Annotated in this window: 16 protein-coding genes and 2 pseudogenes; 8 read left to right on the top strand and 10 right to left on the bottom strand. The window is 46.4% G+C overall.

Annotated elements, in window-relative coordinates; all coding sequences use genetic code 11:
* Positions 1–128: 128 nt before the first annotated feature.
* The 7 genes from Q0369_RS01485 to Q0369_RS01455 all read left to right on the top strand — a co-directional run bounded on the left by Q0369_RS01485 (position 129) and on the right by Q0369_RS01455 (position 8,053).
* Positions 129–683, top strand: coding sequence for a UbiX family flavin prenyltransferase (locus Q0369_RS01485; protein WP_298095010.1), 555 nt, complete (start codon positions 129–131; stop codon positions 681–683).
* Positions 683–1,159 (top strand): pantetheine-phosphate adenylyltransferase, encoded by a 477-nt coding sequence (gene coaD / locus Q0369_RS01480; RefSeq protein ID WP_177387474.1) that lies wholly within the window; start codon positions 683–685, stop codon positions 1,157–1,159. Before Q0369_RS01485 ends, coaD begins: the two co-directional genes overlap by 1 nt.
* A gap of 73 nt (positions 1,160–1,232) precedes the next feature.
* Positions 1,233–2,321: a hypothetical protein gene (locus Q0369_RS01475; RefSeq protein ID WP_298095007.1), complete on the top strand. Its 1,089-nt coding sequence runs from the start codon at positions 1,233–1,235 to the stop codon at positions 2,319–2,321.
* Between the two features lie 342 nt (positions 2,322–2,663).
* Positions 2,664–2,792 (top strand): hypothetical protein, encoded by a 129-nt coding sequence (locus Q0369_RS01470; protein WP_297949485.1) that lies wholly within the window; start codon positions 2,664–2,666, stop codon positions 2,790–2,792.
* 41 nt (positions 2,793–2,833) lie between these two features.
* Positions 2,834–3,460 (top strand): dTMP kinase, encoded by a 627-nt coding sequence (gene tmk / locus Q0369_RS01465; protein ID WP_298095004.1) that lies wholly within the window; start codon positions 2,834–2,836, stop codon positions 3,458–3,460.
* A gap of 314 nt (positions 3,461–3,774) precedes the next feature.
* On the top strand, positions 3,775–4,314 hold the full coding sequence (locus Q0369_RS01460; RefSeq protein WP_298095001.1) for a hypothetical protein: 540 nt from the start codon (positions 3,775–3,777) through the stop codon (positions 4,312–4,314).
* A gap of 652 nt (positions 4,315–4,966) precedes the next feature.
* Positions 4,967–8,053, top strand: coding sequence for a TonB-dependent receptor (locus tag Q0369_RS01455; RefSeq protein ID WP_298094998.1), 3,087 nt, complete (start codon positions 4,967–4,969; stop codon positions 8,051–8,053).
* 346 nt (positions 8,054–8,399) lie between these two features.
* Here the strand turns inward: Q0369_RS01455 and Q0369_RS01450 are convergent, their stop codons facing one another.
* Entirely contained in the window at positions 8,400–9,113 is a 714-nt protein-coding gene (locus Q0369_RS01450; RefSeq protein WP_298094995.1) for a hypothetical protein, read from the bottom strand.
* A gap of 48 nt (positions 9,114–9,161) precedes the next feature.
* Here Q0369_RS01450 and Q0369_RS01445 point away from each other — a divergent pair, with 48 nt between their 5' ends.
* The gene (locus tag Q0369_RS01445; RefSeq protein WP_298094992.1) at positions 9,162–9,374 is read left to right on the top strand and encodes a hypothetical protein; all 213 of its coding nucleotides are present in this window, start codon (positions 9,162–9,164) and stop codon (positions 9,372–9,374) included.
* A gap of 472 nt (positions 9,375–9,846) precedes the next feature.
* Here the strand turns inward: Q0369_RS01445 and ychF are convergent, their stop codons facing one another.
* The 9 genes and pseudogenes from ychF to Q0369_RS01400 form a co-directional block, all read right to left on the bottom strand.
* Complete coding sequence (gene ychF, locus Q0369_RS01440) at positions 9,847–10,950, bottom strand: redox-regulated ATPase YchF (protein WP_298094991.1); 1,104 nt, start codon at positions 10,948–10,950, stop codon at positions 9,847–9,849.
* Positions 10,951–12,411, bottom strand: a complete 1,461-nt coding sequence (locus Q0369_RS01435) for a leucyl aminopeptidase (RefSeq protein WP_298094987.1) — start codon at positions 12,409–12,411, stop codon at positions 10,951–10,953.
* Entirely contained in the window at positions 12,386–13,003 is a 618-nt protein-coding gene (locus Q0369_RS01430) for a DedA family protein (RefSeq protein ID WP_005870565.1), read from the bottom strand. The genes Q0369_RS01435 and Q0369_RS01430 overlap by 26 nt, the downstream gene beginning before the upstream one ends.
* Before the next feature lie 2 nt (positions 13,004–13,005).
* Positions 13,006–13,554, bottom strand: a complete 549-nt coding sequence (locus Q0369_RS01425) for an adenine phosphoribosyltransferase (RefSeq protein ID WP_298094984.1) — start codon at positions 13,552–13,554, stop codon at positions 13,006–13,008.
* Positions 13,551–13,793, bottom strand: a complete 243-nt coding sequence (locus Q0369_RS01420; protein WP_297882774.1) for a hypothetical protein — start codon at positions 13,791–13,793, stop codon at positions 13,551–13,553. The genes Q0369_RS01425 and Q0369_RS01420 overlap by 4 nt, the downstream gene beginning before the upstream one ends.
* A gap of 650 nt (positions 13,794–14,443) precedes the next feature.
* A pseudogene (locus Q0369_RS01415) lies at positions 14,444–14,686 on the bottom strand (RpiB/LacA/LacB family sugar-phosphate isomerase); the annotation flags it as partial.
* 315 nt (positions 14,687–15,001) lie between these two features.
* A pseudogene (locus Q0369_RS01410) lies at positions 15,002–15,166 on the bottom strand (RpiB/LacA/LacB family sugar-phosphate isomerase); the annotation flags it as partial.
* Between the two features lie 9 nt (positions 15,167–15,175).
* A complete protein-coding gene (gene lepB / locus Q0369_RS01405) occupies positions 15,176–16,021 on the bottom strand; it encodes a signal peptidase I (protein WP_298094981.1) in 846 nt (281 codons plus the stop codon).
* On the bottom strand, positions 16,022–16,538 hold a 517-nt coding region (locus Q0369_RS01400), incomplete at its 5' end, for a bifunctional 5,10-methylenetetrahydrofolate dehydrogenase/5,10-methenyltetrahydrofolate cyclohydrolase (RefSeq protein ID WP_367178956.1).

The following is a 16,538-nucleotide window of genomic DNA, read 5'->3' as shown; positions in this document are numbered from 1 at the left end:
CGCAACCTTGCCATGGTTGATGTCGCGAGTTCGACTCTCGTTTCCCGCTCCATTTCAACTTCAAATTTTAAAATTCTTTCCGTTCCGCTCGCTTTCAAGCCACGAAATTTTGATATGAAAGCCTTAAAATGAAAATTTTAGTTTGCGTAAGCGGCGCCAGTTTTTGCGAGATCGGGCTTGATCTGCTTAAATTTCTTGCCAGCTCGCCGCATGAAACCCACGCTGTGCTTACGCAGGGCGCGCGCTACGTCCTGCGCGCCGAAAGCGGCATAGACGCGGACGAGGCTCTAAAATCTGTGGAATTTAGGAGTGTAAAATTTTATCCCGATACCGATCTGGCCGCGCCGCCTGCTTCAGGCTCCTTTGGGATTGATGCAGTGATCTTTGCGCCCTGCTCTATCGGCTCTTTGGCTAAAATTTACGGCGGGCTTTGCGACAGCTTAAGCACCCGCGCCGCTGCAGTCGCGTTAAAAGAGCACAAGCGGCTGGTTCTTGGCGTGCGTGAGATGCCATTTTCTGCGATCAGCCTGCGCCAGATGAGCGAGCTAGCCGCGCTCGGCGTCATCATCGCTCCGCCCGTGATCGCAGGCTACTGCGGCGTGCAAAATTTAAAAAATTTCATAATCGGCAAGTGGTGCGACGCTCTGGGCGTGCAAAACGAGCTATTTAAAAGGTGGCAATAATGCAAAACTCAAGAAAATGTATCTATCCGGGCACTTTCGATCCTATTACGAACGGCCATCTGGACGTAATCAAGCGCGCGCTAGGGCTTTTTGATGAAGTCATCGTCGCAGTCGCGCTAAACGAGAGCAAAAAGCCCTACTTCAGCCTAAAATCCAGACTAGAGATGGCGCGAGCCGCGACACGCGGGCTTCGTGGCGTGAGCGTGCAAAGCTTTGATAATCTACTCGTGGATTTTGCTAAATCTTGCGGCGTGCGCTTCGTGATCCGCGGACTCCGCGCGGTTAGCGACTTTGAGTACGAGCTGCAGATCGGCTACGCAAACGCCTCGTTATGGGAGGAATTTGAGAGCGTGTATTTGATGCCGACGCTCAAAAACGCCTTCATCTCAAGCTCGATCGTCCGCTCCGTTTTGAGCCACGGTGGCGACGTTTCGCACCTCGTGCCGAGCGAAATTTTAAAATTTTTGAAAAAATGAGCTTGCAAGCGACTGAAATTTAGCTCGCAGGCGCAGCTAAATTTAAAATTTACAAACCACACGGGAGATAAAAATGGATAAGCAAATGGATGAGATAGAAAGACTGCGAACGTTTTTAAAAAGCGTGAGAGATGAATACAAAGCCTTAAATAAAATAGCCGAAGCGCAGGTCGTAAGTAGGCGCTGGGCGTCGGGTAGCTATATCAATTTAGAGCCGTTTTATTTCGAATATAACCGCTTCTTTAAGGGCAAAATTTTAAAAGCCAAACCAAAAAAGATCGTAAACGCCCGCGAATACGGCTTTGACGCGCAAGATCGCGTCGTTTTTGAGAGACAACATGACGACAAAAAAAGTTTCTTTGAAAGCCTTTATTTTTGGGGGCGGGACGAAGTTTTAAAATATCATTTCGGTTGCTACAATAAAAAATGCTCAAGATGCTTCAATATAAAAAGATTTATCTATGAAAATGGCGAGCTAAAGTCCATCTACTCGGCCTTTGACAACAACGCCTATGGGATAGAAAATTTTACTTACGAAGGCGGCAAGCTCGCACAAAGACGGGAGTATGTAGAGCACCCTCGCGCAGGCAGAAGGAATGACGTAACAAACTATGAATTTGACGCAATGGGCGAGCTAAGCTTAATAACCGAAAATGGTTATGTGCGCTATCAAAAGCCCGATAAGGATATGAGCTACAAAAAGCTCTATGAGCTCGCCGCGCAAAGACTACTGCCAGCGATTAAAGAGACGATCAAAAAGCACGCGCCCGGCTGCAAGCTCTACTGCATAAATTTAGCTTGCGACAATAGGAGTTTGCCGCCGATCATCGGATTCGGTTCGCAAGAACAGCGCGCGCAGTGGCTTGCGCGAAAAGATGGCTGGCTTCTTTGGCTCGTTCCTGATTACGAGTTTCGAGCTGAGGTCGAAGTAGACTACGAAACGGTGAAAATTTTTGATCTTTTCAATCAAGAAACGCAGCTAAATGATAAATATGCGCAGGCTAAAAAGCTCATTTGGGAGTGCGTGAAGCAGCTCAAAGCAGGTCTTGGCGAATTTGCGCTCGATATGACGGATGATTTTACGATCACGGCTACCGATTGCGATCTTAGCGATCTGAGGAAAGATTTCATAGCGATAAATCCCGAACCGTCAGGCAAATAAGGGCAAAATTTAAAATTTCATCGTCGCGATTTTATCATTGCGCGCAGCGTTTGCCCGCCCGTGCTGCCCACAAACATACCCTACTCCGAATGACGCCGCCCTGCTCCGCCAGAAGCGCCGCCATTTCAGTTTAGCGCCATCCGCTTCAACTGGTATACGTCCTGCTCTGTATGATCACGCCCTACCTCGCCCGACGTGCCATCATATCCGCACGGCGTGCCGTCTTTACCGACCGGCGCTCCGCCCGGTAGATGTCCGTAAGCGCAAATTTACTCGCTCGCTGTTATGCGACACACCCATTCGAGCGCTAAATTTAACCGCGAGCCGTGCCGCAAAGAATAAGTGTTTAGCAACAAAGCGCCCGATAAAATTTTACGCCTAAAGATCAAAAGCGGCTCGGACAAGCTCGCGCAAAAGCCCGATTTTAAGACGAAATTTAGCGCCCGTCTGTTTAAAAAAGCCGCTATTTAGCTATAAGCTTGTAAAATAGCGCACAAATTTAAAGGCGAAAAATGTATGTAATATTCGAAGGTATCGACGGTGTGGGCAAAAGCACGCAGATAGCGCGGCTGGCGGCGGCTTTTCCGCAGGCGATCGTGACCAAGGAGCCCGGCGGCACGAAGCTCGGCGAGGCGGTGCGAAGCCTCGTTTTGGGCGAGGATTTTAAGTGGTCGCGCGGTAGCGTAAATCTGCGCGAGGTCTGCGGCGAAATCTCAAAGCGCGCCGAGCTGCTTTTGTTCCTCGCAGACCGCGCCGAGCACTACGAGCGCGTGATAAAGGGCGGCGCGGGTAGGCTCGTGCTAAGCGATCGCGGTTTCATCTCGGGGCTTGCCTATGCGCTAGCAAACGACAAAAACGCGGATCTTAGCGAGCTTATCGCGCTTAATAAATTTGCGCTTGGAGGCAAATTTGCAGATAAAATCGTGCTATTTTCGGCGGACGAACAGCTCGTCAAAAAGCGGCTTAAAACGCGCGCTAGCAGCGATATAATCGAGGCTCGCGGGCTGAAATATCTAATGCGCGTACAGGAGCTGATGGCGCAGGCGTGCACGGCATGCGGCGTTCAGACGCTGCAAATCGACGCCGCACAATCCGAAGAAGCGATCTGCGATCAGATAAAAAATTTCATACTTTCTTAAAATTTTAAGGCGTGGAATTTTGCCGCGGGAAAGAACTTTTGAGCTCTGCCGTGAAATTTTAGCTGTGAAATTCCGCCCATAAAATTTCATCTTCGAATTTCGTTATGGAATTTTACAGGAGAAATTCTAGGTAAAATTTCATGGGCGGAATTTTGTTTTATAATTTAACCGTAAAATTTCGCCACAGAATTCTGTCTTAAAATTCCGCCGCAGACCAAAAAGCGCAAAATTTCATAAGCGAAATCTTGTACGGAATTTTAATCCGCGGATTTGCAGGCGGAATTCCGCTTAAGTTTTAGATCGAAAGGATAGCGATGAAGACGTTAAAGTTTGTTTTACGCAAGGTTTTTAAATTTATATTTTTGTTTTGGGTGGTCATAAGCTCGCTTTTCGGCACGTATATGATCGCCGATAAATTTTTCGGTCGCGCCATCGTATCATGGGCGCTTATCCGTGATTTTAGCAGCGCTTCGCTGGATCTGGAGGATTTTAGCATCAGCGCCAGCTTAAGAGCTACCACTATCGGCAGACGATTATGGCGCGACGAGCACGAGCCGGAGCCCGACTTCTCGGACGACAACTCCACCGGCGCTCCGTATAAACTAAGTATAAAATTTGACCACGTGAGCGCGCCAGGGATCGTGCTGAAAAATATCAAACTCGAGCAGGTGCAAAGCGGGCGTGTCGTGTTTGAAAAGGATGAGCTAGAGGTACCGGATCTCGATTCTACGCATGTTGGACACAGACTAAGCGCCGAAATATGCGTGTCTGATGGCGCCTGCACAAGCTTCGTGCATTATTTCTTACCGTACAGACATGTAAAGGGTACGGCGGCTCTGCGAGGTGTTTTTTAGCCGCGAAAGATTCGACGCGAAATTTAAAAGCGTAAAATTTACGGCGGTATGGGCTAATTTGGCGGAATAAACGAGTAGATTATCAATGCCTACAACGCGGTATGGTTTATTTGTGAGATAGAATTTTGCCGCTCGCCGTATTTGTGCAAAACAAAATTTCAAAATTTCGAGGCGCATAAAATTTATAGCGCAGCGTGAAATTCTACCCGGCAAAAATTTATGCCCTATTCCGGTACCGATAAATAAATCTGCTAACAAATCCCGAGAGGCGACAATCTATAAAATGATAAATTTACAATGCAGCGATTGGGTATAAAATTTTAAAATTACCGGCAAAAATATCATGATTTAAAAGTGCGTTACATATTATAAAATGCGCTTTATTATCATTCGCCCTTTTATAATTTTCAGTATTTTTGCTAGCCGTTTCAAAAACGCTTTGCAAAATTTAGCGCTATATTAAAGCTTAAAATGCACCTATTACGTATTTTTCGACCTATTCAAAATTTTATACTTCTTAAAAAATCAAAATTTCAAGCATTTAAAATTTATCCTAAATTTAAACTGCAATTTAATTAAACATTAAAAATCTTTGTATTATTATTCGCCGCGTTAATAATCAATTCTATAATCATTAAGTAAGGAAATATGAATGTTTAGAAGATTCTCTCTCTCTCTCTATGTCTCGCTGCTCTTTTATGGCTCGCTTTACGCGGAAGAGCCAGCCAACTCACAAGAACTGGGAACTATCCAGGTAACGGGCAATGTCGATTCGCAAAGCGTAGCCGAGCAAAAGGTCGGCGAAACTAAAACTACCGCGCAGACTATCAAGAAGCAGCAGATCACCGATAGTAGAGACTTGGTGCGATACCAAACGGGTATCACGGCGGTCGAGACGGGCAGATTCGGCGCTAGCGGATACGCCGTTCGCGGCGTGGACGAAAACCGCGTGGCTATCACAGTGGACGGACTTCGCCAAGCAGAGACCTTGAGCTCGCAGGGCTTTAAAGACCTCTTTGAGGGGTATGGAAATTTTAATAACACAAGAAACGGCGTAGAGATGGAAAACGTCAAAACGGCCAATATCACCAAAGGAGCCGACTCCATAAAAGCGGGAAGCGGCGCACTCGGCGGATCGGTTATGTTTGAAACCAAAGACGCTAGGGATTTCTTGACGGAAAAAAACTATCATTTCGGCTTTAAGCAGGGCTATCAAAGCGTCGATAGCCAAAATTTTCACTCCTTCACCGGTGCGGCTAGATACGGCTGGTTTGATCTTTTAGTTATAAACACCGATAGACACGGTCATGAAAGAAAAAACTATTTCTACGACATATATGATAGCAAAGAGGACAAACTTCATATAGGAAAAACTCGCGAAAAAGCAGACCCATACACCATAACCAAAAAAAGTACACTCGTAAAGGTTGGATTTCAACCCGGCGACGAGCATAGATTTTCCGTTGCGGTGGATAACTCAAAGCTCAATTCCGACGGCGAAGACCTATCTTACACGCTCAGGCTCGGCAGTCGCCCGGGCGCTCCGGAACGATACGGAAGCAGGACGAACCATGACAGCTCTGATCGAAGAAACGTGCAATTCAGCTACGAAAATTTCAGCGAGACGCCGCTTTGGGATCACGTTAAAATTTCATACTCGAAGCAAAACATTAAAAATCGCGCGATCAATAAAGAGGGTTGCCAGGGGAGCGCTTGCCAAAATACGCAAAATCCTGCGGGATTGCAATTAAAGGAAAATTCAAATAACTATGAAATAACCGATAAAAATAATCGAAGCTTAACTACAGATACGAATTCATATGATTCGGATACCCCCGCACCTATTAAAGACAATGCCGGGAATAATCTTAACCCTGGCACCGACTTTAAAACTCAGAATTCTACGGGTATATTTTTAGACTGTACCAAAATAAATTGCGATAAAAAATTTAGAGTTTTAAGGGCAAAATATGACACAGAGGATTATATGAAAAATGACAAGGGTTACACTTACGAATTCGTTGAAAGAGATATTACTAAACACACCCTCCCAAACGGTCAAGTATATGGAACGATAGAAAAATCAAGCGAAGATGCCACAGTAACAAGACCTAATACTGATCCTGCATGGTCTTGGTATGGAGACTGGAGCACAAGCTATGATTTATATCATATTTTGCCATACACTGACGGCTATAATTCAATCCAATACTCCGACAGGACGTTAGATACCGAAACCCAGCAAGTAAATTTGGATTTCGAGAAAGATATTAGCCTATTTGATACCATAGAGAACTCTATATCATACGGCGGACTTTTGGATCAAACAGATAAATCTATGACTAATAAAGATGGATTTTACTCGGGTGATTCACAATGGTGGGATAATATACTCTTCGGTAGAACTCCTGGAGGTGGCGTACCGAATCCCGACTACCATATGAACGGCAATCAGAGAAGCAATACGACCGCCGTTAATACCTACCTGATCCCGGTGCAAACTACGACTACGGCAGGTTATATCGGAGATGAAATTCAAATAACCAAATATGTAGGCTTTGATCTTGGCTATCGCTACGACAAGGTAAAGCATAAACCGAAATATACCGGCTATCCCGAAGTGCCCAGAGGCATCATAACCGGTTTGTGGGTGCCGTATCCTTACAATCCCTATGACGGAATACATGGTTACTACACTCCTTATGGAGAGGAAAATTATCAGCAAAATTTAAAATTCCTGCTAAGAGAGAAGGAATACAAAAGCGGCTCATACAAACTAGGTCTAAATTTAGACCCGCTCGATTGGATAAGAATTCAGCTAAAAGGCTCCAAGGGTTTCCGCGCTCCGACATCGGATGAGGCGTATATGACCTTTAAGCATCCGGACTTTTCTATCCGTCCTAATATATTTTTAGAACCAGAAATCGCAAGGACGAAAGAGATTGCTCTTACTTTTTATAGCGAGAGAAGCCGCATAACTTTCGATGTTTTTAAGACGGATTATAAAAATTTTATCGATCTTGAATTTTTGGGAAATTTACAAGTCGTAGATCAGCAGATACCGTATCCGTTTTATCAAAATGTAAACCGAGATAGCGCCAAAGTGCATGGATTTGAGATAAATACCCATCTGGAGCTCGGCGATGTATCGGAGAGCCTGGAGGGATTTAGGCTGGGATATAAATACAGCAGACAAAAAGGCAGAATGTCGTGCGCTAGCAACGGCTCAAACGCCAATGATTCAAACTCCGGATGCAGTAGGGGCGAAGAGGTGCCGATGAATGCGATCCAACCGCCTACTTCCGTCTATAATATCGGCTATTCTACGCCCGGCGACAAATATGGCATTGATCTTTTCATAACTGACGTAGGAGCCAAGAAGCGCAAAGATACCTACAATATGTATTGGAAAAGCCAAGTCGAAAGAACGGATCCATATTGGGGGCACATCGATGCTTCTATAGTAAACGGAGAGCCCGTAACCGATAATACCAAAGGTTGGCGAAGCGGCGATTATACGGTAGTGGACGTTATCGCTTATGCAAAGCCGCAAAAAAATTTTAACTTTAGTCTAGGAGTTTACAACCTAACCAATGCCAAATATATCACTTGGGATAGCGCGCGCTCGATCAGGGCTTTCGGAACGGTCAATATGATCGATCAGGCGACGGGTGCGGGCATCGGCAGATTTTATGCACCGCGTAGAAATTTTAGATTTAACTGGGAGGTAACGTTTTAAATCGTTGCTTATTGGGTCGATTGCTTAGACGCTAGCGCTAAGCGCGATTTAAATTTATCCGAAATTCCAGCTCAAACGAGCCAAGCTCGTTTGAGCTTCCGCAAGCTTTGAAATAAACGGAAAACGATCAGAAAACTTGGCGTGCAAAATTTTAAAAAGTGTAAAATTTATAGTGGTATGGTTTATTAGTGTAACAGAATTTTATCGCTTGTCATATTCTTACGAAGCGAAATTTACGATTTAGCAGCGCATAAAATTTATAACGCAGCGTGAAATTCTACCCGGCGAAATTTAAAGAGACGTAATTATAAAATTCCGCACGGTGTATTTATGCGGTGGAGGGGCACTACTTTTTGCGAGGCTTGCGCCACGATGAGAGTTTTTGCATACAAGTAGAGCAAACCAGATACGAACACACGAATGCGAGCACTAAACAAGAAAAGAAATAATCCCCAAAGCCCAAAATATCGCAAATATAAAGCAATACCGCAAGCGCGATGATAAAAACGGCAATAAAAAGCATAAGGAATATAGCAAAGTAGGTGCACGTCAAAAATATCCGTGTCAAACGAGGTGCGCGCCTTTCAATAGCGCGGACGATCGCATAAACGTATGCCAGAATTATCATCGCAACAAACGCAAGCCCCGCGCAAGTGTAGAAAAAATCGCCTAGGTTTGGGAATGCGTCTTTTGCGAACGCAAAATAGATCGCGTAAAATACTGTCGTGACGAAAAAAATCAGACCGAATGTAATCAAAATATCCCAAGCTAAAGATAGCGTGCGTTTTACGGTATCCAGCGCACTCAACGCAAAATCGCGGGCATATTCCAAAGGCGTTCTGCGGTGCTCGACTTCCAAGGCGACGAGGCTGCCTAGATATCCTTGGTTGCAGTATTTTACGCGCACCAAATCGCCCTGCTTAAACGAGAACGACCTGCAACGCATACGAAAGCGAACGCCGCCTATCTCAAAAAGCACGAGCGTCTCGATCTCCTGCCTAAGGACGCGGACGTGCAAGTTTTCTATCCTGCCTTCGATGTAAGGCTGCTTATTTCGCATGATCCTCCAAAATTAAGTTAAATTTAGCGCCGCTTACTAGGCGCTTGTTTGCTCGGCGCTGGAAAAACCCGCTCATCTTTCCCGCAAGGCTCTGCGGCGCGATGGAATTCTACGCGACAAAATTCCGCGACTTCGAATTTCGTGCGGCAAGATGGGCTAATCGCGAGCTTGATTTTAAAATTTTCGCTAAATTCTGCCGCGCCTATCGGCGGCAAATTTAATACGGCTAGCTTTACGAGCGCGGTTCGCACCGCATACTAAACAAACATGTTTAAATTTAAGATCATAAAATTTAAAAATCGTCGGATATCAAATTTGTAAGCCGTAAATTTAAATATAGAGCTCAAATTCTATCGCGCGCAGATACGAGCTTTGCGATTTTTAGTTAAAATTTCACCCTTTAAATTTACGCGCAGTTTTTGCCATACATAAATTTGGTGCATGATTTCGGAAGTATTTCTTAGACATATTTTGCCAGGCAAATTTTAAGCGCAAATCCTGCGCGAGATGACTTCGCTTGCGTAAATTTAACGCAAAACAAGCCGATTAAATTTCGCCGCGAAATTTAATGAGGTTTTAGCGCACGCGTCTCGTTTTGTTCTAGCTATGCAAAAATTTCAGCCAAAAGCCGCTGCTCGCAAAAATCAAAATTTATTGAACCTGCGTTTGAACTAAATTTTACTAAATTTTAAAGCTAGCGCAGACCAAATTTAAATGCGCCTAAAATCAAATTTTAAACGTTAAATCTAAAATGCATCACATCGCCGTCTTGCACGACGTAGTCCTTGCCCTCAAGGCGCATTTTGCCCGCTTCTTTCGCCCTGCTCTCGCCGCCGCACGCGATAAAATCATCAAATCCGATCACTTCGGCTCTGATAAATCCGCGCTCAAAGTCGTTGTGGATGACGCTCGCAGCCTTTGGAGCCTTCCAGCCCTTCGTGATCGTCCATGCGCGCACCTCCATCTCGCCCGCGGTGAAGTAGCTGATGAGGCTGAGCTTTGCGAAGGAGCGCTTGATGATGAGCTCCAACCCGCTTTGCTGCGCGCCCAGGCTTTGTAGCATCTCGTGCGTCTCCTCGTCGCTTAGCCCTATGAGCTCCTCTTCGATCTTGGCGCAGAGCTTGATCACCTCGGCGCCGCGGGCGTTTGCGTATTCTCTTACGCGCGCGACATGTTCGTTGTCCTGCGCGATGCCGTCTTCGTCCACATTTGCGCCGTAGATTACATCTTTGGCGCTAAGCAAGCGCAGCTCGCGATTTAAAGCGATATAGCTTTCGTCCTCTTTGAGCGCGAAATTTGAAGCGGGCTTGCCGTCGTTTAGATGCGCCAAAAGCTCGTTTGCTACGGCTAGCGCCTCTTTAGCGCCCTTTTGATTTGCTTTAGCCTCCTTGCCGAGACGCTCGATCTTGCGACCGAGCTGCTCGATGTCCGCTAAAATCAGCTCGGTTTCGATGATCTCGATGTCGCGGATAGGATCGACGCAACCTTCGACGTGGGTTATGTCGCCGCTTTCGAAGCAGCGCACGATATGAAGGATGATCTCGCACTCGCGGATATTTGAAAGAAATTTATTCCCCAGCCCCTCGCCCTTGCTAGCTCCGCGCACTAGACCCGCGATATCTACAAACTCGATAGTCGAATGCACGATACGACCCGGCTTAACGATTTGCGCAAGTTTGCTGAGCCTGGCATCGGGCACGGGCACGATCGCTTTATTAGGCTCGATCGTGCAGAATGGATAGTTCTGCGCCTGTGCGTTTTGCGCGCCGCTAAGAGCGTTAAAGGTAGTGGATTTACCGACGTTCGGAAGCCCTACGATCCCTACAGAAAGCCCCATCTACGCGTCCTTCAGCTCTTTGGCTAGAGCCTGCAAGAAGTACAGGCTAGCTCTCACGCCCGCGCCAGTCGCGCCTGCCGCGTAATAGCCCCACGCCTTTTCCAGATATGCAGGCCCCGCGATATCAAGGTGCAGCCACTTGTCTTTATACTCGTCTTTTATAAATTTATCCAAAAATAGCCCCGCGGTTATCGCGCCGCCGTACCTGCTGGAAGCGCAGTTGGAGACATCCGCGATACTGCTTTTGATTAGCTCGCGCAGATAATCGTTAAATTCCAAAATGCTAAATAGCTCGCCGCTACAATCGCTAAGATCTTTAAATTTACGCTTTAGCTCCTCGCTGTTTCCCATGATACCGCTAGTGTATTCGCCTAGCCCCACGACGCAAGCGCCGGTAAGCGTCGCCATATCGATTAGCAGACCTGGCTCAAGATCTTGCGCGTAGCTTAGGCAGTCGGCAAGCACGAGCCTGCCCTCCGCGTCGGTGTTTCGCACCTCGATACTCACGCCGCTGCGGCTAAGCAGTACGTCGTCGGGTTTATACGAATCGCCGCCGATCATATTTTCGGTAGCGCCGATAACCGCATGTATCTCAAACGGCAGCTCAAGCTCGGCAGCACCCTTGATGATGCCCATCGCAGCAAGCGCACCGCTTTTGTCGCTTTTCATTGTAAGCATATAATCGGCAGGCTTGAGGCTTAGCCCGCCGCTGTCGTAAGTAAGCCCTTTGCCCACGAAAACGATGCACTTTAGGCAGCGCTGCGGTTTATAGATCAGATGGATGAGGCGCGGCGGATGAGCGCTGGAGCGATTGACTGCCAAAAACGCATTCATATTCTGCTCGCGCAAAAAGTCCTCGTCGTAAATTTTAACACTCACGTCGTCGTAGTTCGAGGCTAAAATTTCAGCCTCGCTCGCCATCTTTTCGGGCGTGTAAATTTCGGGGATCTCATTTACGCCGTCGCGCGCGAAATTTGCGGCATTTGCCATCACGATGCCCTGCTGCACGCCATAGTTCATCTTTTGCACGTCGGGGCTACTGCCGCCGTACTCCTGCGTAGAGATTAGAATTTCATTCAAGCTGGAGCTTTTTTTATCGCTTTTGTATTTATTAAACTCATAGCCGCCCAAAAGCACGCCCTCGACCATCGCCATCGTGCTTCTGCGATCGCATCCGCATTTGTAAAAGGCGATTTTAAAATTTTTGATCGCGTAGCCCTTAAGCGCGTTGTATGCGTTCGCAAGTGCTGTGCGGACGCGGTCATATTCTAGCGCCTTGACGCCGACATACAGCCGCCTGCTCTCGACAAGCAGCAGATTGCCCTCGCCTTTGTAATTAAAAAGCGCAAACTTATCCGTGTCTTTAATAAATTCGTGATTTAAATTTTTATCCACAACTAAAATAACTTCAAAATCCGCCTCTATCTCGTTAATTTTACGATCTAGCAGTTTTACTTTCATCTCGTTCCTTTCGTGAGTTCATAAAGTGATTTTCCATACGTTTAAATAGCCTAAAAAATAGATATAAAATTCCGCCTATGATAGGTATCGCAAAATACCAGTGTTGCTCGATTAGCCGCAGCCCGCTCCAGATCTCCTCGCCAAAATACCACGCCAAAATCATCGTCGCGCCCGACCAGCACCAAGCACTAAAAAGATTGATAATCGCAAATTTCTTTGCGCTGTAGCGAGTGATACCGATACTCATCGGGATGATGACGCGGAAGCCATACATATAGCGCTGCATTAAAATTATCGGCCAGCCGTAGCGTTGCAAAAGCAAGTGCGCAATCGCAAATTTTCGGCGCTGCGCCGCGAGCTTTTTACTGATATATTTTTTATTGTAGCGACCGATATAAAAATAAAACTGATCGCCGCAAAATGCTCCAAGTCCCGCGACAAAGATACCTAGCGGCAAATTTATATGTCCCTCGTGCGCCATTATGCCGCCTAAAATCAGTGCGATTTCGCCTTCTAAAATACACCAAACGAAAAGCACGATATAGGCGTATTGGTGGTATTCTTGTAATAAATTTTTAAGTAGCTCTTCCAAAATCACGCCTCTAAAACGCAATAAACATTTGTGCGTCGCGAAAACTCGCCTAGATCGTTTAACTCACGCAAATTTAATAAAAAGCACGCCTCGACGCACTTAGCCTGCGTCTGCGCGATGAGATCTAATGCCGCTCGTGCGGTGCCTCCAGTGGCTATTAGATCATCGATTAGCAGCACCTTGGCATCCTGCACGCCGGAGAATGCATCCACATGCATCTCGACCTGATCGAAGCCGTATTCAAGGCTGTATTTTTGTGAAATCGTAATATAAGGAAGCTTCTTTGGCTTTCTAATCGGCACAAAAGCGACCCTCAACCTCGCAGCAAGTGCCGCTGCAAAAATAAATCCGCGACTTTCTATGCCTACTATGTAATCAAGTCCGTAATCGGCGTAGCGCTCGGCTAGATGATCAAGCAGGAAATTAAACGCCTCGCGATCGCCTACGAGTGTCGTGATATCGTAAAACAAAATACCGGGCTTTGGGAAGTCGCGCACGGTACGGATCGAGCGAAATAAATAGCCCTTTTGCTCGCTGCTTAGGCTTTTCATAGCTTACCTCTTTTCAATCTTGCGTTTTGGATTTTTAAGCTGCAGTTTTCGCTCTCCTCGTTTTGCAGAGCCTCGATGCCGAAGCGAAGGGCAGTTTTAAGCTTTTCGTTATCGCTTTTAAGCTTTGAAATTTTCTGCTCGCTTTTACGAAGAAGGGCGTAAATTTTAGAATTTTTTCGGATCGATAGAATAAGTAGCGCTGCAAAAAATAGCGCTAAAACGCCTAATGCTACGCTCATTGCTCGCCTCCTTCATTTGGATTTACAAAGCGCATAGTAGCGGAGGTTGCGTTAAAATAGGCGGAATTTAAGCTTTTAAAATACGCACTAGAAAGATTTGCTTCCTTTAAATTTACGCTCGTAATAGCAAAATTCGCATCTTTTAAACCCGTACTAGCACAATTTGCGTTTTCTGGCTTAACGCTCATGCAAACAGAATTTTTAGCCTTGAAATTTATAATTGCTGGGTTCAAACTGACAAAATATTTGCGGCTAGCTTTTTGAGCAAAATTTTTCTCACAAACGCTCTCGCGCGTAAAATTTAACGTAGAATTTGCGCTAGTGGAATTTTTATCTAGCGGATTTTTCTCATTAAAGATTATCTTTGCGTGCGTAGAATTTAAATTTATATGATGTGCACCACCAAAGCTTATCAAGGAATTCTCGCCGGTAAATAAGGAATTTTTATCGTTAAAGCTCCGTGCAAAATTTGACGCGGAATCCGTGTCGATGGGATTTTTGTCGGAAGGATTTTTACCACCGAAGCTTAATTTGGAATTCCGCCCATTTAAATTAGCGCCATAGCTTTGTTCCGTAAAATTTTGAGCGGAATTCTGCATGAAATTCTCCCCATCAAATCCATGCGCGCAATTCGAACTACCGCAAGCGCCTAGCTTTGCGACGCGCTTAATGTGCCTACCACCCGCAAAATCGGTGCTAAAAAACGCTCTAATCATATCTTCAATCACCAGCGCGCCCATCAATCGCTCGCCGAAGGCTAGGACGTTGGCGTCGTTGTGCTCTCTGGCTAATCTAGCGCTAGTCGCGTCATGACACAACGCGCAGCGGATGTGAGCGTGGCGATTTGCGGCGATGCTGATACCGATGCCCGTACCGCAAATCAAAACACCGTAAATGCCGTAGTCGGTGGAATTTAAAATTTTATCTTTGCTCGCGTTTGCGGCAGCTATGCTTGCGCAGGCAGTCGTATTTGCGTCCGCATCAAAATTCTTGCCGTCGTCGCTCTTGACGGCGTCAAAATTTTTATCTTTCTCGCCGTGCTGCGCGGTATCATTAAAATTCCCGCTACCGTTTATACTCGCGCTGGAATTTTCGCTGCCGCCGTTACCGCCCGCTTCGGAATTTTCCGTGGCTGCAGCGGAATTTATGCCGTCGTTTTCTTTAAAATTTTCACTTCGCGCGCAAGCTTCACATTCGGCTAAAATTTTATCCGCCAGCGCGCCCGCAAAATCGGGATAATCCACGCTCGCTTCGGCGCTGTGCGTGCCAAGGTCGACCGCTTCGTAACCTAAAGCGGCGAGCGCTTTTTTGGCTTGCTCCTTGGCACGAAAGCCCGCATGATCGCTCGCTATGAAAATTTTATTTATTTGCATTGCCGCTCCTTATTTTTGCTCATAGATTAGGCTCTCGTCGTTTTGCAAGGTATCGACGAAACGCCCGATTCGCTCCCAGCGGATCTTGCGATCGGCGTCAATACTAAAATAGGTAAACCATGGCTTGCCGACGATCAGACGATAAGGTACCGGACCCCAGAAGCGGCTATCGGCGGAATTATTTCGATTATCGCCTATCATAAAATACTCATCCTGCGGCACTTTGATGTAAAAGGCATTGAAGCTTATCCCCGCAGCTTCGAAGCTGTGAGGAATTTCGCTTAGACTAATGGGCTTCATAGAAAATTCACCCTTCTCAAGTGCAATTTTAACATTTGTTAGCATCGAGTTCCTAGTATTAGGGTCGTAGTGAATGCCCTTAAATTTATACGGCTCTTTGACATATTTTTCGCCACCCAAAATCACAATGTCGCGAGCATCATAGTTCGCAGCAATGAACTCGTCGCCTTCATGCGGACGGAGATAGAAATTATTCAGATCGAAAATCACCTCGTCGCCGCCGACCGCAAAATTTCGCTTTACGAAGTGCACTTTAACATCAAGCGGATAGCGGAAAACCACGATGTCGCCGCGCTTAGGACCCTCGCCGCGGATGATATGCCCGTCGCCGTCGCTATCTGGAGCAACCTGCCACTCTACAAACGGAATATGCGGAGTCGGGATGCCGTAGCTAAATTTTTTAACGAATAAAAAATCGCCCTCCAAAAGCGTAGTGCGCATCGATCCGCTGGGGATCACGAAGGCTTGCGCAACAAAAAGAATGACAAATAAAACGACGATGACCGTCCCCGTCCAACTTGATAAAAAGTGATAAATTTTACTTAGTATTTTCATTTAAGCTCTTTGTTTTAAGCGATTTTTCGCCGATTTTATCGTGTTGCTAAGAAGCATCGCGATCGTCATCGGTCCCACTCCTCCGGGCACGGGAGTAATTAGCGAGCATTTCGGCGCGACCGCATCAAAATCGACATCGCCTCTTAGCTTGCCGTCCTCGCCGCGATTGATCCCTACGTCGATTACCACCGCACCCTCTTTTACCATATCTGCGCTCACAAAGTGCACCCTACCGACCGCCGCGACCAAAATATCGGCATCTGCGCAAAGTTGCTTTAAATTTTTTGTTTTGCTATGAGCGATAGTGACGGTAGCGTCGGCATTTAGAAGCAGGCTAGCCATCGGCTTTCCTACGATATTGCTGCGACCTAGTACGACGGCGTTTTTACCCGCTATCTGCACGCCGTATTCCTCAAGCAGGCGCATCACGCCAAGCGGAGTGCAGGGCACAAAACCGTCCGCAAGCCCGCTAGTAAGCTTGCCTACGTTTATCGCACTAAATCCGTCCACGTCCTTT

This window comes from uncultured Campylobacter sp. (assembly GCF_938030685.1).
In the GTDB taxonomy this organism is placed as follows: Bacteria; Campylobacterota; Campylobacteria; order Campylobacterales; family Campylobacteraceae; genus Campylobacter_B.
This window is presented reverse-complemented; position numbering and strand designations above follow the sequence as displayed.